Consider the following 26,454-nt stretch of genomic DNA (forward strand, 5'->3'; position numbering starts at 1 on the left):
CGTCAGGGCTTTGTCAGCCCTTCTCAAAGTGCGTTGCCCGCGCCGGGAGCGCGCGCTGATCCTGAGCCGATGCGCATACTCATACTCGGTGGATCGGTGTTCCTGGGGCGGGCGTTCGCCGAAGAGGCGACCCTGCGCGGCCATGCCGTGACGGTGTTCAACCGGGGCCGCTCCGGGCCGGACGTGCCCGGCGCGGAGGCCCTGCGGGGAGACCGCGAGAACCCCGCCGACCTCGAACGGCTGGCGGCCGCCGGGCCCTGGGACGCGGTCGTCGACACGTGTGGCTTCGAGCCCCGGCCGGTGGGCGACTCGGCCCGGGCGCTCAGCGGCCGGGCCGACACGTATCTGTTCGTGTCCTCCTTCCACGCCCACTCCGACTGGCCCGCCGCCCCGGTGGACGAGAGCGCGCCCCGGCACGTCTGCGGGCCCGACGCCACACCGGACGAGGTGCCGGGCAACGCGCTGAAGGCCGGCTGCGAACGCGCGGTCGAGAAGTACTTCACCGGCGGCACCCTGATCCTCAACCCGGGCCTGATCGTCGGTCCCTGGGAGAACACCGGACGGCTGCTGTGGTGGCTCGAGCGGGCCGCCCGCGGCGGGGAGTTCCTCGCCCCCGGCCGCCCGGAGCAGCCCGTACAGCTCATCGACGCGCGCGACGTCGCCGCCTTCGGCCTGGACCTGCTCGAACAGCGCGCCACCGGCCGCTACTTGGTGACCGGCCCCAAGGACGGCGCCACCTTCGGCGAACTGCTCGGCCGGTGCGCCGAGGTGACCGGTTCCGGCGCCGAACCGGTCTGGGCGGACGACGACTTCCTCCTGGACCAGGGCGTCGGACCGTGGACCGAACTGCCCCTGTGGGCGCCGGACGAGCCCGCCATGGCCGGCACCTGGGCGGTCGTCCCCGCGAAGGCCGAGGCGGCCGGGCTGCGCCGCCGCCCGCTCGCCGAGACCGTCGCCGACACCTGGCGCTGGCTCGGTGAACGCGGCCCCGCCACCGGCCCGTACAAACAGGGCGAGACCGTCCTCGGCATCGCCCCGGACAAGGAGCAAGAGGTGCTGCTGGCCTGGCACGCGCGGACCGGTGTCCGATGAACGCCCCGCGCCGCGAACCCCGCACCCTGTACGAGTGGTTCGCCACGACCGCCGAGGCGTACCCGGACCTGACCGCGCTCGAAGTGGACGGTGAGCGGCTGGCCTACCGTGAGCTCCGGGAGCTGGCCGAGGCGCTGGCCGGCGAGATCCTGACGGCCTGCGGGGGCCGGGCACCGCGCCGGGTGGGCCTGGCCACGAGGCCCGGCGTCGGCACGTACGCGGGCTATCTGGCGGTACTGCGCCTGGGTGCCGCCGTGGTCCCGCTCAACTCGGCCTTTCCCGCCGCGCGGATGGCCACGATCGCCGAGAACGCGGCGCTCGACCTGTTCCTGACCGGCAGGGGCGCCCCCGAGGGCTGGTCCGTGACGCCGGTCCTGCACATGACCGAGGAGCGGCTGACCGCGCTGCGAGCGGACCGGGACCGGGGCCGGGACCGGGACCGGGACCCGGTTCTGACGGGGGTGCCGGACGCGGCCGCCGCCGTACCGGACGACGACGGTCTCGCCTATCTGCTGTTCACCTCCGGCTCCACCGGGACCCCCAAGGGCGTCCCGGTCAGCCATCGCAACATCTCGGCCTTCCTGCGCTACGTCATCGACCGGTACGAACTGGGACCCGGCTGCCGCATGGCGCAGAACATCGGCCTCGCCTTCGACCCTTCGGTCTTCGAGCTGTTCGGCGCCTGGGGCTCGGCGGCGACGCTCGTGGTGCCGCCCGCCCATGAACTGGCCAAGCCCGCCCGGTTCGTGGCCCGCGAGGAGATCACGCACTGGTTCTCCGTGCCCTCGGTCATCACCATGGCCGACCGGACGGGGGGACTCGCCGCCGATTCCATGCCCTCCATGCGGTGGAGCCTGTTCGGCGGGGAGCAGCTGACCGCCCAGCAGGCCGCGGCCTGGAAGCGGGCGGCGTCCCGCAGCGTCGTCGAGAACCTCTACGGACCGACCGAGGTCACCATCGTCACCACCCAGTACCGGCTTCCGGACCGGGTCGAGGACTGGCCCCGCACGGCGAACGGCACCGTTCCCATCGGCGCGGTCTTCCCCCATCTGGAGTCCCTGGTGCTCGACGAGACCGGGAAGCCGGCCGGCGAGGGCGAGGAGGGCGAGCTGTACGTGCGCGGGGTGCAGCGCTTCGCCGGGTATCTGGACGAGGCCGACAACGAAGGACGGTTCCTGGACGCTTCGGGTGTGGCCGGTACCCCGCCGGCGGGTGGGGTGCCCGGGGAGAAGGACTGGTACCGCACCGGGGACCTGGTCCGGGTGCTCGCGGACGGGGTGCTCGTGCACCAGGGCCGGGCCGACCAGCAGGTCAAGATCATGGGGCAGCGGATCGAGACCGGTGAGGTGGAGGCGGCCCTGCGCGCGCAGGACGGCATCGTCGAGGCCGCCGTGCTCGCGCTGCCGGGACCGGACGGCCAGCTGAGGCTCGAAGCCGCCTGCACCGGTCGGCCGCGGACCGCCGCCGAGCTGCGGCAGGCCCTCACCGCGACCCTGCCGCGCTACATGCTGCCGCAGAAGTTCTCCCACCTCGACGGCCTGCCGCTGAACGTCAACGGGAAGCTGGACCGGCGGGCGCTGGCCCAGATCCTGGCCGCGGCGCGGGACTGAGTCCGCGGGCGCCGTCGTCCCCCGTTTCCCGTACGGACCCTGACAGGACGTCTCCCTGACAGGACGTCTCCGGCCCGGCACCGAACAGGTGCCGGGCCGGAGACATACAGCGGGATGTCCGACGTTCCCTTGACGCTCTTGATGCTCCCCGGGTGTCTCACGCCTCCCGGTGGAGTACGGAGCCGAGGGTCTTCCAGAGCAGGGGCCAGTCCTCGCTGAAGTACATGTGCCCGCCGGGCAGGTCGACCAGCTCGCTGCCCTCCGTGGTGCACTCGTCCCAGCGCGCGGCGTCGGCGCGGCCGACGAGGTCGTCGTCCATGCCGCGCAGGACGCTCACCGGTACGGGCAGCGGGCCGCCCGGCGCCGGGACGTAATGGTCCTGGATGCCGAGGTCGGCGCGGAGCGCGGGCAGCAGCAGCTCGCGCAGCTCCGGCTCGTGCCAGGCCTCGTGGTCGTAGCCGACCAGACTCCGCAGCCGGGCGACGAACGCCTCGTCGTCGAGCGCGTCGCCGTCCATCCGCGGGCGGGGCAGACCGGGGGCGGCGGCGCCGCTGACGATCAGCCGGACCGGCAGGCGGTCTCCGCCGGCGGCGAGCAGCCGGACCGTCTCATGAGCGAGCAGCGCGCCGAAGCTGTGCCCGAACACCGCGTACGGTCCGCTGCCGGCCGCCTCCCTGATCTGTTCGGCACACTCCCGGGCGGCCTCCGCCATGGTCGTGCAGGGCTCCCGCACGAACCACTCGTCCCGGCCGGGGAGTTGGACCGGAACCAGGCGGAACGGCAGCCCAGGATCGTTCTGCCAGGGGCGGAAGAGCCCGGCACCGGCTCCGGCGTAGGGCAGGCACATCAGGGTGAGCGTCATCGGGGCTCCAGGGAGAGGAAAGGGAGACTAAGGGGTACGGAGTGCGGGGCACGGGGTCGGAGTACCGCGCACCGCGTACGGCGTCGGCGTCGGAGTACCGCATACGGCGAGCGGGACCGGCCGGGGCCCGGGGCGAGCGGTGTCCCGGGCGGGCCGCTCGCCCCGGATGCGTCAACGGCGGGCCCGCGGGGTCCATTGGCCCAGGGCCTGTGCCCGCCGTGCCCCGCGCCCGGAGCCGTCGGTCCGTGCGGCGGGGACGGCGACAGCGGTTTCCGCCGGTTCCTCCCGCGCGTCCGCCCGGGCCAGGTCCGTCAGGTCCGTCAGGTCCGTCAGGTGCGCGGCCAGGGCCCGCGCCGTGGTGTGCCGGAACAGGCCGGCCGCCCGCAGGTCCGGGTAGCGGGGCTGGAGCAGGGCGAGGACGCGGATGATCCCGGCGGAGGTGCCGCCCAGGTGGAAGAAGGTGGCGCCCGGGTCCGTCACCCGCTCGCCGAGCACCTGCTCCCAGACCTCCAGGACGACGCTCGCCGCCGAACCGGACAGCTCCTCCGTGCCCGTACGCGGGGCGGCCGGGGCGCTGCGCGCCGCCCAGTCGGCCAGGGTCAGCCGGTCCAGCTTTCCGTTGGGCGACTTCGGCAGGACGGCCACCGTCTGCCAGACGGTGGGCAGCATCGCGCCGGTCAGCCAGCCGGCCGCGTGGCGGCGCAGCCCGGCCGCGGTCGCGGCGGACAGGGGGACCGGCAGCGCCCCCGCCGCGGCGTCGCCCTGCGGGACGAGATCCGCGGCACCCTCCTCGGGGACGAGGAAGGCGGCGACCCCGGTACGGTCGGGCAGGACAGCCACCGCGGCGTCCCGTACCCCCGGGTGCAGACGCAGCGTGGCCTCGATCTCCCCGGTCTCGATGCGCTGTCCGAGGACCTTGATCTGCTGGTCGGCGCGGTGCAGGAACCGCAGGCCGGTGCCCGGGGCGAAGGACACCACGTCGCCGCTGAGGTAGCCGGTGCCGCCCCCGGCCCAGGGCAGGACGGGGAAGCGCTCGGCGGTGAGTTCGGCGCGCCGCCAGTATCCGCCGCCGATCCCCGTGCCCGTGATCACCAGGTCGCCGGGGCAGCCCGGCGGCATGGCCCTGCCGTGCGCGTCCACCACGTGGCAGCGCACCCCGGGCAGCGGCAGGCCGATGTGCACGGGGGTGTCCGGGTGTACCCGCCACAGCGTGGTGTAGACGGTGGCCTCGGTGGGCCCGTACCCGTTGACGACCGGTCCGGGAACCAGGCCCGCCAGCTCGGCGGCGAGGTCCGCGTCGAGCGGTTCGCCGGCGACGACGAGCGCGCCGAGCCGCCCGAGCAGCCGGCGGCCCTCGGGGGAGGAGGTGTGCAGCCTGGCCGCGGAGGGCGTGCACTGGTAGAACGCGCCGTCGGGGACGCCGTCCTCGTCGAGCACGGTGCGATGGCTGGTCAGATGCACGGCGCAGCCACGGGTCAGAGACCAGAACAGTTCGATGAGGCAGATGTCGAACGACAGGCTGGTGCCCGCCAGGACGACGTCGGGTATCGCGTCGAGCACGCTGTCGAACCCCGCGAAGAGGGCCCAGAGGTTGTCGTGGCGTACGACCGTGCCCTTGGGCCGTCCCGTGGAGCCGGACGTGTACATCACGTACGCCGGTGAGTCGGCCGGAACCTGCGGCCAGGCGGCGGGCAGCGGCGCCTCGGCGTCCGGGGCCAGCGTCGGCACCCCGGGCAGCAGGGGGGTCTCGGCGATCACGGCCGCGGGGGCGGAGTCCTCCAGCATGTAGCGCAGGCGGTCACCCGGATAGTCGGGGTCGAGCGGCACATAGGCGGCGCCGGCCCGCCAGGCGGCCAGTACCGCGACCACCAGGCCGGCCGAGCGTTCCAGGCACACGCCCACCCGGTCGCCGGGCCGTACGCCGGCCGCGATCAGGGCCGCGGCGAGGCGCTCCGCACGGGCGTGCAGCGCCGCGTGGTCGAGGAGTTCGGCGGAGGTGACGAGGGCCGTGGCGTCCGGGGTGCGCCGGGCCTGCTCCTCGACGAGCCGGTGGACCGGTGCCGGGGTGCCGGGGACGGGGGCGCCGGTCAGCGCCGCGAGCTCGGCCCGCTCCTCGGCGGTCAGCAGGTCGTGTCCGGTGAGCGGTACGGAGTGCGGTGCGGTGAGCGCGTCGAGGGCGGCGACGAGATGGGCGAGGAACCGTTCGGCGGTCCGCCCGTCGAGGGCCTGTACGGGGTGGGCGACGACCAGGTGCTCCTCGCCGTGCGGGCCGTGCAGCAGGGTCACGCTCAGGTCGTACTCGACCTGGTCCGACTCGGGCGGGTCCATCCGCCACAGCAGCCCGCCGCCCTCGGCCTCGGTGAACAACTCGCCCTGCGTGCACATGAGCTGGGTGAAGGGCTTGCGGTCCGGGTGCCGTTCGGCGCCGGTCGCGGCGAGGATCTCCTCCAGGGGCAGCTCGGAGTGCTCGACCGCGTCGAAGAGGGCTTCCAGCGTGCGGTCGAGGAGCTGTTCCGTGGTGGCACCGGACAGCGGGACACGGACGGGGATGGTGTTCTGCAGGCAGTTGATCACCGATGCCCCGCTGGTGTCCCGGCCCGCCCCGCTGGCCGTGGCGATCACCACGTCGTCGGTGCGCGCGTACCACCCGGCGACCCAGGCGAGGGACGCCATCACCTGCGTGAAGACGCTCGCCCCCGTCTCCCTCGCACGGTCGCGCATCCGGGCCACCAGGGCGGCGGGCAACTGGGCCGTGACCGAGCCACGGGTCCGGTCCGCGCCCGGGACCAGCTGCGGCAGGGTGCAGTCGGCGGGCGCGTCCTTGAGGGTACGGGTCCAGAACTCCCGTAGCGCGGCGGCCTGTTCACCCTGCGGCGGGGCCGGCAGCTCCCCGGCGTCGGGCAGCGCGTCGGGGCCCTGCGCGTACGCGGTGGTGAGGGCGTCGAGGAGCGCGGCGGCGGAGCCGTCGTCGAAGATCCCGTGGTGGACGCCGAAGAGGAGCTGAGCCCGGTCGTCGCCGAGCAGCACGGAGACCCGGCACAAGGGGGCGCCCGCGTGGTCGAAGGGGGCGCCGAGCGCGTCGACCCGCTCGCGCAGCAGCCGCCCGGCCGACGCGGTGTCCGCGGGCAGCCGGTGCACCTCGACCGCGACGTCGGCCACCGGATGGACGCGCTGCATCAGCCCGGCCGGCTCCGGATGCAGGGAGAGGCGCAGCGCGGGCTGGGCGCGCAGCACCGCGCGTACGGCGGCGAGCAGCCGGTCACCGTCCACGGGGCCGGTCGCGGTCAGCCGGTGCACGATGGCGGGCCGCGGCTTCTGCAGGTCGAGCGTGAAGAAGCGGAGCTGCCCAGGGATCGCGGGTTTCTGCATGTGGATTCCTCCGAAAGTCCATGCCATTCCCGCACTGCTGAATTACCTGGCGCCGTGCGGCTCGTTTCATCAATCCAGGCGGATACTAATCAGTCGCACGTCAGCTTTGCGTCAACTATGTGTGAATAACATCCAGAAAAGTAAACGGATCTCCAAACTCCCAGGAAGAGACGTTGACGCTGATCGACTCCGGTCGCCATGCTCCTGCTCGGTCCACTGCGATTCGCCGAATTCAAAAAGAGCGCACAAGCGGGATGGGTGAGCACTTATGCCGGAAGAGCGGACGTCCGTCGATTCTCCTGAGGTATCAGCGGAGCAGGATCTCGCCCAGAGAATTCTGGACCTGTGGTACGAGTCTCTCGGGCCGGATGCCGATATCTCCCAGGGGTTCATCGAGAACGGCGGCGACTCCTTCAAGGCGGTGCTTCTCGCCCACCAGCTCTTCGAGCTGACCGGCGAGGAGATCGACTATCTGGACATCCTGGAAGCGTCGGACGCCGCCGCACTCCAGGGCGCCGTCCGCGCCGTCCGCCATGGCTGAGCGGCACCCGGAAGACGGGGTCACGCACCGGCTGACCCCCGGCCAGGCCGATCTCTACGCCGCCGACCAGCAGGCCGAGTTCCCCGCCACGTACAACTCCTCGCTCGTCCACCGCGTCGACGGCGCCCTCGACGAGGAGCTGCTGCGCGCCCGGTTCGCGCGGCTGCTCACCGCCCATCCGCTGCTCGCCTCCCGGGTCGTGGAACGGGACGGCGCCCTGTTGTTCGCCCCCGCGCGGCGGGCTCCGCGGCTCCACACCATGACGGCCCCGGTCGACCCCGAAGGCCCGCTCGCCCGCGCCCGGCTGCGGCGCGAGGTGCTGCGCCCGTTCGACCTGGAGCGCGGTCCCCTGCTCCATGCCGTCCTGGTCCGCTACACCCCCCGTACCGCCGATCTCGTCCTGACCGCACACCACTTGGTGGTGGACGAGACGTCCATGGCACTCGTGGCCCAGTGGCTGCTGGCCGGCGAGGAGGCCACCGCGGTCCAGTCCTTCGCCGAGTGGGCCGACGGCCGGCACCAGCTGCCGCCCGCCCGCGAGGAACGGGCCGCCGCCCTGCGGGCCGAGCTGGCGGGCGGGGTGTCCTGCTCGCTCGACTGGGCCCGCACCCCGGCCGGCGGACCGGCCCCCACCGGCACGACGCCCGACGAGGCCGTGGGCCTGCGCGTCCCGGAGGAGACCTGGGAGGGCGCGGCCAAGCTCGCCGCCGAACTGGGCATCACCCAGCACTCCCTGATGACCGCCGCCGCGGCCCTGGTCCTCGGCCGCAACAGCGGCACCACCCGCCCGGTGCTCGGGGCGGCCGTGTCACGGCGCACCCCGCGGCACGCCGCCACCGTCGGCTACTTCAACGCCACCGTCCCGGTCCCGCTGGACCTGGACGACGAGCAGTCCGTCGCCGACTGGCTGCGCCGCGCGCACCGCCGCTGCCTCGACGCGTACCGCGACGCCGATCTGCCGCTGTCGTCCGTGCTGCCCGCCACCGACCGCGCCGGACTGTCCCTGGTCGTGGTCCCCTGCCGGACCCTGCCGGAGATCACCGCCCCGGACCTCACCGCCCACCCGCTCCCCGACCCCGGCTTCGGCCCGGCCCAGTTCCCGCTCGCCCTCTACCTCCGCCAGGACCTGGGCGGAGAGCTGCGGGGGCTGCTGCGGTACCGGCACGACCGGGTCGACGCCGGAGCGGCCGAACAGTTCTGCCGCCAACTGGAGGCCACGCTCACCGCCATGGTCGGACAACCGCACACCCCGCTCGGCGAACTCTCCGTCCTGCCGCCCGCCGCCCGCGCCCGTCTGCTGACCGCCGAGGGGCCCACCGGTGCGCCCGAGGAGCCGGGCGGCGCGCCCTCGGCGAACCCCTTCGCCGCCCCCGCGGCCGATCTGCCCACGTTGTTCGCCGCCCGGGCCGCCCGGCTCCCCGACCGCACCGCGGTCGTCTGCGAGGACGAACGGCTGACCTACCAGGAGCTCGACGAACGCTCCACCGCGCTCGCCCTGGCCCTCGCCGAGCGGAACGTGCGGCCCGGCGACCGGGTGGGCGTCTGCCTGGAGCGCGGCCTCGACCTCGTCGTGGCGCTGCTCGCCGTACTGAAGGCCGGTGCCGCCTACGTTCCGCTGGACCCCGGCTACCCCCAGGACCGGCTCGCCTTCATCGCCGAGGACACCGGCCTCGCCACGGCCGTGACCGACCGCGACCCCGCCCTGCTGCCGCCGGGCCTGACGCTGCTGCCGCCCACGGCCGTCCCCACGGGGCCGGGCCGTGAGCTGCCCGCCGCCGACCCGGAGCGCGCGGCCTACGTCATCCACACCTCGGGCTCGACGGGCACCCCCAAGGGCGTGGTGGTGCGGCACCGCAACGTCACCGCCCTGCTGGCCGCCACCGCCGGCCCCGAGGGCTTCGCCTTCGACGAGCACGACGCGTGGTCCTTCTTCCACTCCTTCGCCTTCGACTTCTCCGTCTGGGAGATCTGGGGCTGCCTGCTGACCGGCGGGCGGCTCGTCGTCGTACCGCACTGGAGCGCCCGCGACCCCGAGCGGTTCCACGCCCTGCTCGCGCGCGAACGGGTCACGGTACTCAACCAGACGCCCTCCGCCTTCGCCCAGCTGCTCGCCGCCGACGAGAGTGCCGACGTCCCACTGTCCGTACGGCTGTTGATCTTCGGCGGTGAGCCGCTCGAACCCGCGCTGCTGCTTCCGTGGTTCGACCGCTACCCGGAGCGCGTCTGCCGGGCGGTGAACATGTACGGCATCACCGAGACCACCGTGCACTGCACCTGGCGCACCCTCACCCGGGCCGACGCGCTGAGCGGTACGCGCTCGGTGGGCCGGGCGCTGCCGGGCTGGCGGCTGTACGTCCTGGACGAGGAGGGCCGCCCGGCCGCCCCCGGCGTTCCCGGGGAGATCCATGTCAGCGGTGCCGGTGTGGCCGCCGGGTACCTCAACCGCCCGGAACTGACCGAGGGGCGCTTCGTCCGGGGACGGCTCGCCGAGCGGCCCGACGAGCTGCTCTACCGCTCGGGGGACCGGGGCCGGCTGCTGCCCGACGGGGAGCTGGAGCATCTGGGGCGCCTCGACGACCAGGTGAAGATCCGCGGCCATCGCATCGAACTCGGCGAGATCCGCGGCACGTTGCTCGCCCATCCGGCCGTGACAGCGGCCGCGGCCGTCGTCCGCGACGCACACGACGCGGCCGCCGCACGGATCGACGCCTATCTGGTCACCCCGGAACAGCGGGCGGACACGGCGGAGATCCGGCAGTGGCTCGCCGAGCGGCTGCCCGCGCACGTCCTGCCCGCCACGCTCACCGTGGTGCCCGCGCTGCCGCTGACCGCCAACGGAAAACTCGACACGGCCCGGCTGCCCGCCCCCTCACCCCGGCAGGCACCCGCCCGCCCTGCTGAGGAACCGTCCGGCCGAGCCGCATCACCGGCCCCGACCGGCCCGCACTCCGCCGCACGGCGGACCGGGGGTACGGCGGGCGCGCCGGACACCGCGCACCAACTGTGCGAGGTGTGGCAGCAGTTGCTCGGCGTCCCGGTGGGCGTGGACGACAACTTCTTCGAGATGGGCGGCAATTCGCTGCTCGCCGTGCGGCTCAACGCCCTGCAGCGTTCGACGGGCTTCACCGGCTCCCAGCTCAAGGACATTTTCCGCAACCCGACCCCGCGCCGACTCGCGGCCGTCATCGGTCCGCCCCCCGCAGGGCGCCACCCCCAGGAGGAAGCGTGAGCGAGCAGCACACCGTGAACGACGCGGACGGCACTGGCCCCGGCCCCGGCGCCGCGGACCACGCCGTCGCCGTCGTGGGCATGTCCCTGCGGGTGCCTGGGAGTTCGCAGCCGCAGGAGTTCTGGGAGTCCCTGGTCGCCGGCACGGTCAGCCTGCCGGCCGCCGTCGGCACGGACTCCGATGGCACGCACGCCAGTGGCTCAGGCGCCCAGGGGAAGCCGCCGACGCGCGCGGGACAGATCGACCGGTACGACCGCTTCGACGCCGAGCTGTTCGGGATGCTGCCCGCCCAGGCCGCCGCAACCGACCCCCAGCACCGCGTGCTGACCGAACTGGCCTGGCACGCCCTGGAAGACGCGGGCATCGACACGACGCGCACCGCCGACCGGATGGGTGTGTTCGTGGGCTGCGGCACCGACGCCTACTTCCGCGACCACGTGCTCAAGGACGAGAAGACCGTACGCGCCCTCGGGCCCGAGCAGCTCGCCCTCGGCAACTCCCGGGACTTCCTCGCCACCGGCCTGTCGTACCGGCTCGGCCTGACGGGCCCCAGCATCACCGTGCAGACGGCCTGCTCGACCTCCCTGGTCGCCGTCCACCAGGCCATCCGCAGCCTGCTCACCTACGAGTGCGACATCGCGATCGCGGGCGGTGCCACGGTCCACACCAGCCCGGACCCCGCGTACGAGTACACCGAGGGCGGCATCACCTCGCCCGACGGCCGCTGCCGCGCCTTCACCCAGGGCAGCGCGGGCACCGTGCCGTCCAGCGGTGCGGGCATCGTGGTCCTGCGTCGCGCCGCCGACCTGCCGGACACCGGCGAGCGGGCCCGCGCACTGCTCCTGGGCAGCGCGGTCAACAACGACGGCGGCGACCGGATGAGCCAGACCGCGCCCAGCCCGATCGGCCAGGCCGAGGTGCTGCGCGAGGCGCTCGCCGCCGCCGGGCTCGACCCGGACGACGTGGGCTACGTCGAGACCCACGGAACCGGCACCCAGCTGGGCGACCAGGTCGAACTGTCCGCTCTCGCCGAGGTGTACGGCCGGCCGGCCGCACACCCCGCTCTCGCCCTGGGATCGGTCAAGCCGAACATCGGCCACTGCGACACCGCCGCCGGAGTCATCGGGCTGATCAAGGCCGTCCTCGCGGTGGAGGCGGGCGTGCTGCCCCCGACGCCCGCACAGCCGGGCGACGGCCCGGACGCGGACCTGGGATCGCCCCGCTTCGAACTGCCCCGCACCGCCCGGGCATGGCCCGCCGACCGGCCTCTTACCGCCGGAGTGAGTTCCTTCGGTCTGGGCGGCACCAACTGCCATGTCCTGCTCACCCGGGCACCGGAGTCCGCCCCCGAGAGCGGCGACCCGGCCGACGCGGCCCCGTCCACCGTCGTGCTCTCCGCGGCCGATTCCCGGGCCCTGCGCCACAAGGCGCGCGATCTGACCGCGTGGCTGGACGGTCCCGGGGCCGATGTTCCCCTCGACGTGCTCGCCGGAACCCTCTGGCACCACCGCCGGGTCCTGCCCGAGCGCTGGGCCGTCACCCTGCCCGCCGATCCTTCCGCCGCCCGGCAGAGGCTGCGCTCCGCCCTCACCGCGCTCGCCGAGGAGGGCGGCGGCCGCCGGGCCGAACCGGAGCCGCTGCTCGGCGTCGTGCTGCCCGGCCAGGGCATCGACCTGGCCGGAGCCGGGGCCCGACTGGCGGACGCGGACCCCGAGTTCGCGGCCGACCTGGCCGAACTCGCCTCCGTGGTGCGGGCGGCGGGCGGACCGGACCTGGGGGACGCCCGGGACTGGCCCGCCGGCGACCCGAGGCTGCTCGACACCGCCGTCGTACAGCCCCTGCTGTTCGTGCTCGGACTGTCCGGGCTGCGGCTGCTCGAACGCCGGGGGATCCGCCCCGGCCTGCTGCTCGGGCACAGCGTCGGTGAGCTGACCGCCGCCGCGTACGCCGGTGTCTTCACCGTCGGGGACGCGGCCGCCGCCGTCGTCCGCAGAGGCCGCCTGATGGCCGCCGCGGAGCCGGGGGCGATGGCCGCCGTACAGGCCGGGGAGAGCCTGGCCGCGGAACTCTCGGCCGGACTCGACGTGGACGTCTGCCTGCTCAACGGGCCGGACAACACGGTCTGCGGAGGCCCCGAGGACGCGCTCGCCGCCTTCGAGGAGCGCTGCCGCGAGGCCGGGGTGCGCACCACCCGGCTGCCCGCGACCCGCGCCTTCCATTCGCGCATGATGGCCCGGGCCGCGCGGGAGTTCACGGAGTTCGTCGCCACGCTCCCCGCGTCGGCGCCGGCCGTCCCCGTCCTCTCCGGTCTGACCGGCGCCCCGCTCACCGGACAGGAGGCCACCGATCCCGCGTACTGGGGACGGCAGTTGGACTCCCCGGTCCGCTTCGCCGACGCGGTCACCGCCCTCCTCGACGCCCGTCCCGCCGCCGTGTTCGGGCTGCACCGCGCGAACGCCCTGACCGCGCTCGTACGGCAGGCGGCCAGGGGCGCGGGACGCGATCCGCTCGTCGTGGACGCCTCCGGGCGTGCCCCGCGCGACGGTGCCGCCGCCGACGAGCCCGCGGAGCTGCGGGCCGCGCTCGCCGCTCTGTGGACCGCCGGGTACCCGCAGCCCGCCCCGGCACGGCCCGCCGAGGCCGTCCTGCTGCCGGGCTACCCCTTCGCCGACGACCGGCACTGGGTGGCGGCACCGGCCGACGAGCCCACGGCGGGCGGCACCCCGGATCCGTACGCCTCTCCCGCACAGGCCTGGTCCGCGCGGGACGTGACGCACCAGGCGCCGGGCACAGCGGCCGGCCCGGGTGACCTCCCGGCCGGCGACGCAGGCGAGGACGCCGAGGAAACCACCGCCGACGCCGTCCGCCGCATCTGGGCGGAGGCCTTCGGCGTCACCCACCTGCGCACCGAGGACAACTTCTTCGACCTCGGCGGCACCTCCCTGCACGCCGCCCAGCTGGTCAGCGTCGTCAACGACGCGCTGCTCGTCGAGGTGCGCCTGCAGGACCTGTACGAGCACTCGTCGCTCGCCGGGTTCACCGCCCGGGTCGGCGAACTCGCCGCACAGCGCGACGACGCCGAACTGCTGCGGCTGCTGGAAGAGATAGAGGCAGAGAGCGGGCAGCACGATGAGTGACCTCTCCGCGCGCCTCGGCGCGCTCACCCCCGAACAGCGGCGCAGGCTCAGCTCGGGCCTGCGGGCCCGGCAGACACGGCCGCCGGAGGCGGCCGCCGCGCCGCCCGCCCGGCTGCGGCACAGCCTGTACTTCTTCGCGAGCGCCGACCACGCCGACGCGTCCGCGTACTACCCGTTCGTCCTGGAGGCCGCCGCCCGCGCCGACGAGGCGGGGCTGCACGCGGTCTGGCTGCCGGAGCGCCACTTCGTCGACTTCGGCGGTTTCTCCCCCAACCCGGCGGTGCTCGCCGCCGCGGTGGCCGCGCGGACCCGCTCCATCGGGATCCGGGCGGGCAGTGTGGCCGCACCGCTGCACCACCCGGCGCGCGTCGCCGAGGACTGGGCGCTGGTGGACAGCCTCTCCGGCGGCCGGGCCGGGATCTCCTTCGCCAGCGGCTGGCACCCCGACGACTTCGTCCTGGCCCGCACCGACTACGCCGACCGGCGCGAGACCACCTTCCGGTCCATCGAGGAGATCCGCGCCCTGTGGCGCGGCGACGCCCTGCCCTACCCCTCCACCGCGGGCACCACCCCGCAGATCCGCACCCGTCCCCGCCCGGTCACGGCCGAGCTGCCCGTCTGGCTCACCGCGACCGGCACAAGGCGCACCTTCACCGACGCGGCCCGGGCCGGGTACGGCGTGATGACCGCGCTGCTCGGCCAGACGATGACCGCGCTGCGCGAGAACATCGCCCACTACCGGCAGGCCTGGCGGGACGCCGGGCACCCCGGCGAGGGCGACGTGGTGGTCATGGCCCACGCGTACGTCAGTGAGCGGGACGACCTGGAGGACTTCCTGCGCCCGGCGATGCACGCCTATCTGCGGTCCTTCCGCAACCAGACCGGCGGCGGGGACGACGAGGTCCTCGTGGAGAGCGCCTACCTGGACTTCCTCACCGGCCCTTCCCTGCTCGGTTCCCCCGCCAAGGCCCGCGGTGTCCTCGCCGAGCTGGCCGCCGCGGGCGCGGACGAGGTGGGCTGCCTGGTCGACTTCGGCCTGCCCGCCGCCGACGTCCTCGCCGCGCTGCCCGCACTGTTCGGCCTGCGCACGGCCCCGGCTCCGACCGCTGCGGCGGACCAGCCTGCCCTGATCCCGGAGGTGTCCGCGTGAGCGCGCCCGTCGACAAGTCACGCCTGGCCGGCCGGCTCGCCCGGCTCAGCCCCGCCCAGCGGGCCGCCCTCACCGCCCGGCTCGCCGAGCGCGACGGCCCGCAGCTGCGGCGCAGGCCGGGCCCCCGCGACCGGTTCCCGCTCGGCATGGACCAGGAACGCCTGTGGATCCTCGACCAGTTGGACCCCGGGACCACCACGTACACCCTCGGGTACGGGCTGCGCGTGGCCGGCGCGTTCGACCTGGACACCTTCACCCGGGCCGCGGACGCGGTGGTACTCCGGCACGAACTGCTGCGCGCGAACGCCGAGTCCGAGGGCGGCAGGCCCTATCTGCGGGTCCACCCGGACCGGCGGGCCGAGATCAGCTACGCCGACCTGTCGGCCGCCGACCCGTCCCAGGACTCCGACGAGCGGATCGAGCGGCGCCGGCAGGAGTTCATCGCGGAACAGGTGCGCCGCCCCTTCGACCTGGCCCGTGACCCCGTCCTGCGGCTCGCCGTGGCGAAGGTCGCCGAGGGAGACCACCAGATCGTCGAGACGATGCCGCACTCCTTCGTCGACCAGTGGTCGTACGTGCGCCTCAACGACGAACTCCTGGAGCACTACCGGGCGCTGTCCGAGGACCGGGAACCCCAAGTGGCCGAGCTGCCCGTGCAGTTCGGCGACTGGGCGCACTGGCAGCGCGAACGCTTCGCCGGCCCGCACGGCGAGCGTCACCGGGAGTTCTGGCGGACCTTCCTGGACGGGGTGCCGGAGCGGCTCGCGCTGCCCTACGACCACAGTCCCGACACCGCCGACCACGCCGGGGAGCACTACGGCTTCATCCTCGACCGGGAAGTGGGCCTCGCCTTCGCCGCCCGCGCCCGGGCGGCCCGCACCACCCCGGCCACCGCGATGACGGCCGCGTACGCCGCCCTGTTGTACGAGCGGACAGGTCTGCGCGACCTGGTCGTCGGCATCCCCGCCGCCACCCGCGGCGAACCGGAGACCACCCCGCTCATCGGGTTCCTGCTCACCAGCATCCCGCTGCGGATCCGGCTGCCCGAGAACCCCACCCCGAACGACGTGCTCACCGCCACGGCCGCGGCCGCCGCAGCGGTGGCCGACCACCGCGAGGTGCCCTTCGGGGAGATCGTCCAGGCCGTGGCGCCCGACCGGTCGGCCACCCGGCATCCGCTGCTCCAGACCATGCTGGTGCAGCTCGACATCGACGACTCCAAGGCCCTGGGGCTGCCCGGTGCCGAGGTGTACGCCAACGCCGTTCCCGAGGGCGTCTCCACCATGGACCTCACGACCGCCTGGTGGCAGGTGGGCGACGTGGTCTACGGGCGCATGGAGTACCGCACGGCGCTCTTCGACCGCGCCACCGTCGCCTCGCTCGCCGGGCGGCTGCTGCAGATCGTCGAGCAGTTCGCCGAGCGGCCCGACGAACCGCTGCGCCGGCCCGCTCCCCGGCTCGCGCAGCCCCCCGTCTCCCTGCTCTCCCCGCCCGCCGAGGCGGGGCCGCGAGCGGAGCCGGGACGGGCCGCGGACGAGGACCTGCGCCGGGTCACCGACGCCTGGTGCGAGGTGCTCGGCACGGACCGGGCCGCCCCCGAGGACGTCTTCTTCACCTCCGGCGGCACCTCCCTGCTCGCCGTGCGCCTCGCCCACCGGCTCCGGGAGGCCGGGTTCACCGCCACCCTCAAGGACGTCTTCACCCACCCGGTGCTCGGCCGGCTCGCCGAGACGCTCGGCGCCCGCCGCGCCGGAGCCCCGCAAAGCGCCCCGGTTCCGGCGGCGGGTCCGCTCGGGCCCGAGCAGGAGATGCTGCTCGGCCGTGGCCTGGACCGGGTGGAGTCCTTCGCCCACAGCTACGTCCTGGAGGCGGCCGGGCCGCTCGACGCGGACCGGCTGCGGGACGCAGCGAAGGCGGTGGTGCGCGCCCACCCGACGCTGACCACTGCCTATCAACCCACCGACGGTTCCGGCGACTTGGGGCCGCGCATCGTGCCCGGTGAGGCCTGGCGCTGGTCGGCCGAGCCTGCCGGAACCGACCCGGAGCCGGTCGTCGCAGCCCAGCGCGCGGACTTCGACCTGGCGGCCGGCGTGCTGTTCGCGGTCAGCCATCTGCCCGGGGCGTCCGGCGTCCCGGACCGTGTGGTGCTCGGCGCGAGCCACCTCGTCATCGACGGGATGTCGTGGGGCATCGTCATCGCGGACCTGGCCCGGGCCTACCGGGGCGAGCCGCTCACCGGCGAGAAGGCGGGCTACGCGGAGCACGCGGCGGCCGTCAGGGCCCTCGACCCCGCCCCGCACGCGGCGTACTGGCGGGCCCAGCTGGCCGGAGCGGGCGCGTACCGCTGGAGCCTCGACGGGCCCAACGTGTACGGCGGCGAGCGGCAGTTCGAGGTGGAGGTGGAGCTGCCCGCCGAGTGGCACGGACCGCTGGAGCCCGTGGCGCTGACCGCCGTCGCCCGCGCCCTGCGCCCCTGGGCCCCGGACGAGCAGGCGTCGTACTGGCTGATCGGCCTCGGCCGCGATCCGCTGGCCACGCTGCCCGGCTGGGACCCCGACCGGGCCGTCGGCTACTACTCGGCGCCCTTCCCACTCCGGGTGCCGCTCACCGGCGGCAGCGCGGCGGACGACCTGCGGGCCACCGCCGCGGCACTGCGCGCCGTGCCCGACTCCGGCAAGACCTTCGGGCTGCTCGGCTGTGCCGCGGACACCCGGCTGCGCGAGGAGTTCGCCACGCTCGGCGAGCCCCGGGTGATCGTCAACTACGTCGGCGAGCTGGCGGATCCGGCGAACGGAACCGGCGGGCTCTTCACCCGGTCCACGGAGACCGCGGCGACCGGCAACGAGGACGTCGAACGCCCGGTCGACGTCGACGTGGCGATCGCGCTGCGCGACGGCGCCCTGGTCCTGCGCTGGCTCCACAACCCGGACGCGGTGGACCCCGAGGCGGTCCGCGCCACCGCGGAGCTGGCCGCACGAGAACTGCGCGATCTGCTCACCGCGCCGCGGCAGCCCCAGGATCCGGACGGTGTCCCGGGAGTGACAGGAGTGATGGAGGAGACCATGGAACGCCTCTTCGAGCGGCTCAGCCGCGAGCGCCGCGACCGGCAGGGGGTACGACGATGAGCGCGGCGCCCGGTACGACGGCGACCGGCGCCCGCACCACGTCGGCAGGCCGCCGAAGCCCCCTCGCCGCCCTCCTCACCGCCCAGTACCTGTCGGCGTTCGGCAACGCGATCACCGTGGTGACCGTGCCGCTGTACGTGCTGCACACCACCGGCTCCACCGCCACCACCGGTCTGGCCGGCTTCATCGGCGCGGTCCCGCTGATCTTCGCGGGGGCCGTCGGCGGCGTCCTCGTCGACCGGTTCGGCGGGCGCCGGCTGAGCGTGCTGTCGGACCTGGCGGCAGGCCTGCTCGTCCTGCTCGTGCCGCTGCTCGACGCGACCACGGGGCTGCCCATCCCGCTGCTGCTCGCCCTGCTCTTCGCACGGACCGTGGTGGCGACACCCGCGACCGCGGCCCGGATGACCCTGCTCAAACCGGTCACCGAGAACGCGGGCGCGCGCCTGGAGAGCGTCAACTCCTGGTACCAGGCCGCCCCCCGGCTCGGCCTGGTGGCCGGTGCTCCGCTGGCGGGTGTGCTGGTCGCGGCGACCGACTCGGTCGTCGGCATGTACGTCGACGCCGGCACCTTCCTGGTCGCCGCCGCCCTGGTGGCGTTCGCGGTGCCCGGCGGCGAGGCCAACAAGGGCTCCGCGCAGAGCGGCTTCGGCTTCTTCGGCCAGCTGCGGGAGGGCATGGCACTGGTCAGGACGATGCCGGTGATCGGCGCCATGACCGCGTTCGTGGTGGTCACCAACTTCCTCGACGACGCCTTCACCCCGCTGTTCCTGCCGGTGTACGCGCAGGACGTGCTGCACAGCAGCGCGGCCATGGGCTGGTTCCTCGGGGCGGTCGGCATCGGCTCGATCGTGGGCACCTTCCTGTACGGGCCCGCCAGCAGGACCTTCCTCTCCAGCCGCCGCTACACCCTCTTCGGCTGCTTCGCGATGGTCGCGGCGCTGCGGCTGCTGCTCGTCCTCCAGCCCGGCGCCGTCGGCGTCACGGTGATCTGTTTCCTCACCGGTGTGGCCGGCGGGCCCCTCAACCCGATGCTGTCGACCGTCATGCTCGAACGCGTCCCCGAGGAGCTGCGCGGCCGGGTCTTCGGCCTCACCGGCGCCATGGCCCTCACCTCGGCCCCGCTCGGCGTCCTGACCGCGGGCTGGCTGGTGGACCTGGCCGGGCTGCGCGTCCCGATGCTGTGCTTCGCCCTCGTCTATCTGGTCCTGATCGCGGCGAGCTGGCGCCGGCCCGCGCTCAAGGACATGGACGTACGGCCGGCCGCCGACGGGCCCCGAGTGGCCGAGGAGGCCGACGGAGCCGCAGCGCTCACGTCAACTCTCCCCGTCGACAGCCCCGTTGAGACGGACCGGGCCTCGGACACCGGCCCGGGAAAGGTGCGTACCCGATGACCCCGCTGCACCCCGCCCCGCCCACCGGCCGCCTCGAAGGGCGCACCGCGGTGATCACCGGAGCCGCCCGCGGGGCCGGACGTGCCTGCGCGCTCGCCTTCGCGGCCGAGGGCGCCGACCTGGTCCTGCTCGACACGGCAGCCGACATCGACGGGGTCCCGTACCCGCTGGGCACCGAGAGCCAGCTCGCGTACACCGCCGAGCAGTGCGGCAAGCTCGGCGCGGCTCTCCTGACCGCGGCCGTCGACGTACGGGACCTGGACGCGCTGACCCGGCTGCGGGAGACGGCGACCGCCCGCTTCGGTCCGCCGGACCTGCTGGTCAACAACGCGGGCGTGGTCGCGCCCTCCGGGCGGCCGGTGCACGAAACGGCCGAGGAGGACTGGCAGTTGATGCTGGACATCGACCTGAGCGGAGCCTGGCGCACGACCAAGGTGTTCGCGCCCGCCATGGTGGAGCGGCGCCGGGGATCGATCGTGAACATCGCCTCCACCGCCGGCCTGGTCGGCTACCGCAACTTCGCCGGGTACGTCGCGGCCAAGCACGGACTCGTCGGTCTGACCAAGGCGAGCGCGCTCGACTACGCCTCCCACCGGGTGCGGGTCAACGCGGTCTGCCCGGGCAACATCCGCGACGAGCCCGCGATGGACGGCCGGATGCTCTCGGAGGTGGCGCGCGCCCTGGACATCCCCGCCCAGGAGCACGAGGCGCTGTTCACCGCGGACCAGCCGATGCACACCCTCGTCGACCCCGAGGACGTGGCCGCCGCCGCCCTGTGGCTGGCGAGCGACGCCTCGCGCCATGTCACCGGCACCACCGTGACGGTCGACGCCGGTTACACGGTGCGGTGACGCGATGAGACTCGAACTCCCTTCACAGCAGCAGCAGTTCCAGCACCAGCAGCCGCACCAGCAGCCGGTCTCGCCGGCCGAGCGCCAGTTCTGGTTCGCCGAGCGGATCGCGCCGGGTTCCCCCGCCTGGCGCGTCCTCAGCGCGATACGGGTCGAAGGGCCGCTCGACCGGGCGGCGCTGACCGAGGCGGCCCGCCGGGTCGTCGCGCGCCACCCCGCGCTGCGCTCGGTGTTCACCGCCGAGGGCGGGCGGCTGCTGCGCACGGTCCTCCCGTTGGCGGCCGAACCGCCGCTGCTGCCGCTGGCTCCCGGCGCCGGCTTCCGGGACGCGGAGCGGGCACTGTCCGCCCCGGACCTGCTCGACCTGGACCACGGCCGCCATCTCGCCCTCGCGCTCGCCCCGGACCCCGGCGCGGCCGAGGCGGACGGCGCCCCGGACACGTACGCAACCGCCACCGCCCCCGTGCCCGCCGCCACGCTCTATGTGCTGACGCACCACATCGCGTACGACGGCCTGTCCCACGAGGTGTTCACGGCCGACCTGGCCCGTGCCTACGCCCGGACCGTCGCGGACGAGCCCGAGCCGCCGGAGCCGCCCCGGTCGCACGGCACCCCGCCGGAGCCGTCCGCCGACCGCAGGGAAGAGCTCGTCGCCTACTGGCGTGCCGCACTCGACGGCGTACCCGATCTGCCCGTCGAAGGCCCCGGCCCCTCGCAGCGCGAACTCGCCGGTGCCGAGGTCCGCACACATCGCGTCCGGTTCGCCGACGGCCTCGGCCCCGCGGTGCGGGACGCCGCCCGGAGCGCCGCCTGCCCGCCGTTCGCGGTGCTGCTCACCGCGTACGGGCAGGCGCTCGCCGAACTCAGCGGCGCGGACGACTTCTGCGTCGGTACGCCGGTCTCCCTGCGCACCCCGGACCAGGCCGGCGAGATCGGCTGTCTGCTCACCACGCTGCCGGTGCGGCTGCGGCACCTCGACGCGCCCGGCGCGCTGCCCCGGGTGTGGGAGACGTTCACCGACGGCGTCCTGCACATGGAGCTGCCGTACGACGAGACGGTACGCGCCACCCGGACGCGGCCGAGCCGCCGGATGCCGCTCCACCAGGCCCTGTTCGCCTACGAGAGCTGGCAGCGGCCGCTCCATCCGGCGGGACCGGTACGGATGCACACCGTTCCCGTGTACCCGCTGGGCGCCCAGGCGGAGATCCAGTTCCAGCTCAACGAGCTGCCGGGCGCCCGCCTCGAAGGCGTCCTCCAGGCCCCGGCCGACGGGGTCTGGGCAGGCAGGCTGCCCGCACTCGCGGCGGCCGTCACCCGCCGGCTCGTCGCGTCGGCCCCGAACGCACCGACGATTGAGGAGAAGGTCCGATGACACAGGTCATGTGTCTGCCGTACGCGGGAGCGGGAGCGGGGGTGTACCGCCCCTGGAAGGCCCTGGCCTCGGACCGCGCACGCGCCGTGCCCATTCAACTCCCGGGCCGCGAGGAGGAGTTCACCAAGGCGTGCTGGGCCGACTTCGCCGAGGCCGCGGCGGGCACCGCCGAGCGGATCGTCGCGGCGGCGGCCGGAGAGCCGTTCGTGATCTTCGGGCACAGCTTCGGCGCGCTCCTCGCCTACGAGACCGTCCGTCATCTGCTCGCCACCGGGGGCCCGTTGCCGCGGCGGCTGATCGTCAGCGGTTCGCGCAGCCCGCGCCACCGCGGCTACCTCCCGCTCAGCGACAACGACGACGAAGCCGTCGCCGGCCTGGAACTGGACGGACAGCGGGGCTTCGAGGCGCTCAACCACCCTGAGCTGCGTGCCCTGTTGCTGCCGGTGCTGCGCGCCGACGCGCGGCTGCTCAGCACGTACGAGCCCAGCGGCCTCGACCCGCTGCCGGTGCCGCTCACCGCGCTGCGCGGGACCACGGACACCGTGGCCGCCCCCGTCGAGGAGTGGGACGACTGGAAGACCTTCACGACCGAGGAGTACACCGCCCTGCATCTGCCCGGCGGTCACCTCTATCTGCTGGACGCCATGCCGGAGCTGTGGCGCGTCATCGAGGAGCAGCTGTGACCCCCACGACGACCACGCGGCCGGCCGCCGCGTCGGCGCAGGACATCCAGAACACCCAGGACGCGCAGGAGGCGCGGGGTGCCCAGGACGAGCTCCTGCGCACCGGGATGGCCGCCCTGCGTCACACGGACCCCGAACTCGCCGGGTTCCTCGACGCGGAGGTGCACGACCAGAACACCACCCTGGCGATGGTCGCGTCCGCGAGCATCGCCGACCCCTCGGTGCTCGCCGCAGGCGGGGCGGCCCTGTCCAACGTGACGGCCGAGGGGTATCCGGGGGCCCGCTACCACCCCGGAGCGGGCAACTTCGACGGGGTCGAGCGGCTCGCGGTGGAGCGGGCCAAGCGGCTGTTCGGGGCCCGGTACGCCAACGTCCAGCCGCACTCGTGCTCCTCCGCCAACCTCGCGGTGCTCGCCGCGCTCATGCCCCCGGGCGGCACCCTGCTCGGCCTGGACCTCGACGCGGGCGGGCACCTCACGCACGGCTCCCCGGCCTCGGTCAGCGGACGGCACTACCGCGCGATCGCCTACGGTCTCGACGCGCACGGCCGGATCGACTACGCGCGCCTCGCCGACCTCGCCGCGGAGCACCGCCCCACGGTGCTGATCGCGGGCGCCAGCGCCTATCCGCGCCTCCTGGACTTCGCCCGGTTCCGGGCCGTCGCCGACTCCGTCGGGGCCTATCTGGTCGCGGACATCTCCCACATCGCGGGCCTGGTCGCCACCGGCGAACACCCCAGCCCCGTCGACCTCGCGCACATCACCACGACGAGCACCTACAAGCAGCTCGGCGGACCGCGCGGTGGTCTGATCCTCAGCGGGCGCGAGCATCTGACGCCCGGGCCCGACGGAAGGACCCCGCTCGCGCGGCTGATGCAGGGGGCCGTCTTCCCGCGGTCGCAGGGCACCCCGGCCCCCGCGTCGATCGCCGCCAAGGCCCGCGCCTTCGCGCTGGCGGCGCAGCCGGAGTTCGCCGAGACCACGCGCCGCATCGTGGCCGACGCCGGTGCGCTCGCCGGGGAACTGTCCCGCCTCGGCCACCGGGTGCTGACCGGGGGCACCGACAACCACATGGTCCTGATCGACCTGCGGAGCACCGGCCTGACCGGAGTGATCGCGGAACGCGCCCTGGAGGAGTGCGGCATCCTCGTCAACCGCAACCGGATCCCCGGGGACACCCGCAAGCCGCTGGTCACCAGCGGCATCCGGCTCGGCACCAACATCCTCGCCCAGCGCGGCCTCGGCCCGGACCGGATGCGTGAGTGCGCCGCGCTCCTGCACCGGGTCCTCGACGCCACCACCGCGCTGAGCGACACCGAGTACCGGATCGACTCCCGCGCCCGCGCGACGCTGCGCGCCGAGGTCCGCGCCCTGTGTGCCCGCCACCCACTGCCGCGGGCCGGCACCGCCACCCCGGTGACGCCGCACGCCGACCTGCTCGCCGAGGCCGCCCTCACGCCCCCGGACAGCACCCTCGCGACCCCGACAGGAGCACGCCTGTGACCCCCGAGACGTGGCCCCGTACGGACGGACCCCGCACCGCCGCCAGGGACAGCTGGCCCCCCGCCCTGGTACCCGCCGACCGGCCGCGCCGGGCCGGGCACGAGCCGCTCGCCTCCGCCCTGCTCCGTGGCGAGCTGCCCGCGCCGCCGGCCCTGCCCGGTGTCTCCCCGCAGGACGTGCTGACCGCGTGTGTCGCGGCGCTGCTGCACCGGCTCACCGGCCAGGACCGAATCGCCCTCGCCCTCGAACGGCCCGGTACGGCACCGGAGTTCGCCGGGTTCGCGGTCACCGGCCGGCCGGCTCTCGCGGACCTCGCCGCCGGCCGCGTCACGATCTCCGTCGCACCGGAAGAGGGCACGCCTCCCGTGGGCCTCCGGATCACCGACGGCACCGACGGCACCGACGCGCCCGGATCCTCCGCCCCGGCCCCCGCACCCGCCCACGAGCTCCACCTCACCGTGCACCCCCGGGGCGACGGCTGGATCACCGAACTCCGCTACGACGAGCGGCTCTTCGACCGGGAGACGGTCCAGCGCCTGGCCGACCACCTCGTGACGCTGACGACGGACGCCGCGCGCACCCCCGACCGCCTCGTCGCCCTGCTGCGGCTGCTCACCGCCGAGCAGACGCGCCACACCCTCGTGGAGTGGAACCGCACCGCCGTCCTCCTGCCCGACAAGGCGTGTCTGCACGACGCGTTCGAGGAGCGGGCGGCCCGGGAGCCCGGGGCGGTCGCCTTGATCCAGGGCGAACGGCAGTGGACGTACGGCGAGATCAACGCGTCCGCGAACCGGCTCGCGCACCACCTGCGGGAGGCGGGCGTCGCACCCGACACCAGGGTCGGACTGTGCCTGGAGCGCTCGGCCTCGCTGCTGACCGGTGTGCTCGGCATCCTCAAGGCCGGCGGCGCGTACGTCCCGCTCGACCCGGACTACCCGGCCAAGCGCCTGGCCACCATGCTCGACGGCACGTCCTGCGCCGTCGTGGTCACGGACACCGCACGGGCGGCCGCTCTGCCCGCCACGCAGACGCCCCGCCCGCTGGTCCTGCTCGACACGGACATGGACGCCCTGGCCCGGCATCCCGCGCACGATCCCGTCCCGGCGGCGGGCCCGGACAACCTCTGCTACATCATCCACACCTCCGGTTCCACCGGGCAGCCCAAGCCGATCGCCCTGCGCCACCGCGGGGTCGTGAACAACCTGGCCGACCTCAACTCCCGTTACACGGTGGGCGATCAGGACCGCGTCCTCGCCCTGTCCTCCCCGAGCTTCGACATGTCGGTGTACGAGTTCCTGGGCATCACCGCGGCCGGCGGCACCGTCGTCGTCCCCGATCCGGAGCGGGCCAAGGACGTCGCGCACTGGGCCCGGCTGCTCGTCGAACGGGACATCACGGTCTGGAACTCCGCCCCCGCCCTCCTCGAACTGCTCACCGACCATCTGGAGCGCACCGGCCACGGCCGGCTCGGCCATCTGCGTCTGATCATGCTCGGCGGCGACTGGATCCCCGTCCGGCTGCCCGACCGCATCCGCGCGTTCACCGGCCATGTGCGGTTCATCGCGCTCGGCGGAGCCACCGAGGCCTCGATCCACTCCACGGTGTACGAGGTGGAGAAGACGGACCCCGACTGGACGAGCATCCCCTACGGCCGTCCCATGGCCAACCAGCGCACCTACATCCTCGACGACTTCCTCCAGCCCGTACCGCCCGGCGTCGCGGGCGAGCTCCACCTGGCGGGCACCGGCCTGGCCCGCGGCTATCTGGAACGGCCCGAACTCACCGGTGAGCGCTTCCTCGACTGGTCGTACGACGGCGTGAGCGACCGGCTGTACCGGACCGGTGACCTGGCCCGGCACCGGCCGGACGGCCTGATCGAACTCCTCGGCCGCAAGGACTTCCAGGTGAAGATCCACGGTCTGCGGGTGGAACTGACCGAGATCGAGGCCGTGTTGCGCGGCCACGAGGCGGTGAAGGACGCGGCCGCGGCCGCCGTCACCTCCGCCGCGGGCGGCTCCCGGCTGGTCGGCTACGCCGTGCCGCACCCCGGCCGGGCGCCCCGCCCCGAAGAGCTCCGGGCCCATCTGGCCCAGCTGCTCCCGGCGTTCATGGTGCCGGGATCCGTACGGGTCCTGGACGCGATGCCGCTGAACGCCAACGGAAAGCTGGACCGCAAGGCCCTGACCGCCCTCGCCCCCGAGGTGCCCGCGGCGGATCTCCCGGGGGCTCCCGAACCCGCTCAACTCCCGGTCGGCGCATGGGAGCAGCGGATCGCGGCGGTGTGGCAGGAGACCCTGCGGACGGGGCCGGTCGGCCGGGACTCCGACTTCTTCGCCCTGGGCGGCGACTCGATGTCGGCCCAGCGGTGCCTGCCCGGCATCGATCCGGAGCTGCGCTGGGCCGAGCTCTACAAGTACTCCACGGTCCGCGCCCTGGCCGCCCACCTCACCGCCCGCGGACGCACTCCGGCCGGCCCCTGACCGGTGCCCGTCCGCCGTACCCGGTGACCGCGGTGACCGGTCACCCGACCCCGCACACCC

The 26,454-nt window shown here is 74.4% G+C and carries 15 protein-coding genes; 13 read left to right on the plus strand and 2 right to left on the minus strand.

From position 1 onward, the window contains the following. Window positions 1-69 precede the first annotated feature (69 nt). Both AB5J50_RS38025 and AB5J50_RS38030 read left to right on the plus strand, forming a co-directional pair. Window positions 70-1,092 (plus strand): NAD-dependent epimerase/dehydratase family protein, encoded by a 1,023-nt coding sequence (locus AB5J50_RS38025; RefSeq protein WP_369263195.1) that lies wholly within the window; start codon window positions 70-72, stop codon window positions 1,090-1,092. Next, a complete protein-coding gene (locus AB5J50_RS38030) occupies window positions 1,089-2,702 on the plus strand; it encodes an amino acid adenylation domain-containing protein (RefSeq protein ID WP_369263197.1) in 1,614 nt (537 codons plus the stop codon). Before AB5J50_RS38025 ends, AB5J50_RS38030 begins: the two co-directional genes overlap by 4 nt. Window positions 2,703-2,859: 157 nt before the next feature. Here AB5J50_RS38030 and AB5J50_RS38035 read toward each other — a convergent pair whose 3' ends face one another. Together AB5J50_RS38035 and AB5J50_RS38040 are read right to left on the minus strand one after the other, a co-directional pair. After that, a complete protein-coding gene (locus AB5J50_RS38035; RefSeq protein WP_369263198.1) occupies window positions 2,860-3,564 on the minus strand; it encodes a thioesterase II family protein in 705 nt (234 codons plus the stop codon). Between the two features lie 171 nt (window positions 3,565-3,735). Beyond that, the gene (locus tag AB5J50_RS38040) at window positions 3,736-6,933 is read right to left on the minus strand and encodes an amino acid adenylation domain-containing protein (RefSeq protein ID WP_369263200.1); all 3,198 of its coding nucleotides are present in this window, start codon (window positions 6,931-6,933) and stop codon (window positions 3,736-3,738) included. A 268-nt stretch (window positions 6,934-7,201) separates the two neighbouring features. Between AB5J50_RS38040 and AB5J50_RS38045 the strand changes: the two genes are divergently transcribed. From AB5J50_RS38045 to AB5J50_RS38095, 11 genes are all read left to right on the plus strand, one after another. Continuing rightward, window positions 7,202-7,474, plus strand: a complete 273-nt coding sequence (locus AB5J50_RS38045) for a hypothetical protein (protein WP_369263202.1) — start codon at window positions 7,202-7,204, stop codon at window positions 7,472-7,474. Continuing rightward, entirely contained in the window at window positions 7,467-10,703 is a 3,237-nt protein-coding gene (locus AB5J50_RS38050) for an amino acid adenylation domain-containing protein (protein ID WP_369263203.1), read from the plus strand. The genes AB5J50_RS38045 and AB5J50_RS38050 overlap by 8 nt, the downstream gene beginning before the upstream one ends. Beyond that, window positions 10,700-13,840 (plus strand): type I polyketide synthase, encoded by a 3,141-nt coding sequence (locus AB5J50_RS38055; RefSeq protein WP_369263204.1) that lies wholly within the window; start codon window positions 10,700-10,702, stop codon window positions 13,838-13,840. Before AB5J50_RS38050 ends, AB5J50_RS38055 begins: the two co-directional genes overlap by 4 nt. Then, window positions 13,833-14,990: a MupA/Atu3671 family FMN-dependent luciferase-like monooxygenase gene (locus AB5J50_RS38060; protein WP_369263206.1), complete on the plus strand. Its 1,158-nt coding sequence runs from the start codon at window positions 13,833-13,835 to the stop codon at window positions 14,988-14,990. Before AB5J50_RS38055 ends, AB5J50_RS38060 begins: the two co-directional genes overlap by 8 nt. Further along, complete coding sequence (locus tag AB5J50_RS38065) at window positions 14,987-18,115, plus strand: condensation domain-containing protein (RefSeq protein ID WP_369263208.1); 3,129 nt, start codon at window positions 14,987-14,989, stop codon at window positions 18,113-18,115. Before AB5J50_RS38060 ends, AB5J50_RS38065 begins: the two co-directional genes overlap by 4 nt. Continuing rightward, window positions 18,112-19,506, plus strand: a complete 1,395-nt coding sequence (locus AB5J50_RS38070; RefSeq protein WP_369263209.1) for an MFS transporter — start codon at window positions 18,112-18,114, stop codon at window positions 19,504-19,506. Before AB5J50_RS38065 ends, AB5J50_RS38070 begins: the two co-directional genes overlap by 4 nt. Further along, complete coding sequence (locus AB5J50_RS38075; protein ID WP_369263210.1) at window positions 19,503-20,357, plus strand: SDR family oxidoreductase; 855 nt, start codon at window positions 19,503-19,505, stop codon at window positions 20,355-20,357. Before AB5J50_RS38070 ends, AB5J50_RS38075 begins: the two co-directional genes overlap by 4 nt. Before the next feature lie 4 nt (window positions 20,358-20,361). Next, complete coding sequence (locus AB5J50_RS38080; RefSeq protein ID WP_369263211.1) at window positions 20,362-21,729, plus strand: condensation domain-containing protein; 1,368 nt, start codon at window positions 20,362-20,364, stop codon at window positions 21,727-21,729. Next, complete coding sequence (locus tag AB5J50_RS38085; RefSeq protein ID WP_327432565.1) at window positions 21,726-22,412, plus strand: alpha/beta fold hydrolase; 687 nt, start codon at window positions 21,726-21,728, stop codon at window positions 22,410-22,412. Before AB5J50_RS38080 ends, AB5J50_RS38085 begins: the two co-directional genes overlap by 4 nt. Before the next feature lie 107 nt (window positions 22,413-22,519). Continuing rightward, the gene (gene glyA, locus AB5J50_RS38090) at window positions 22,520-23,914 is read left to right on the plus strand and encodes a serine hydroxymethyltransferase (RefSeq protein WP_369265620.1); all 1,395 of its coding nucleotides are present in this window, start codon (window positions 22,520-22,522) and stop codon (window positions 23,912-23,914) included. Continuing rightward, the gene (locus AB5J50_RS38095; protein ID WP_369263212.1) at window positions 23,911-26,394 is read left to right on the plus strand and encodes an amino acid adenylation domain-containing protein; all 2,484 of its coding nucleotides are present in this window, start codon (window positions 23,911-23,913) and stop codon (window positions 26,392-26,394) included. The genes glyA and AB5J50_RS38095 overlap by 4 nt, the downstream gene beginning before the upstream one ends. Window positions 26,395-26,454: the final 60 nt, after the last annotated feature.

This window comes from Streptomyces sp. R35 (assembly GCF_041053035.1).
Taxonomy (GTDB): domain Bacteria; phylum Actinomycetota; class Actinomycetes; order Streptomycetales; family Streptomycetaceae; genus Streptomyces; species Streptomyces lutosisoli.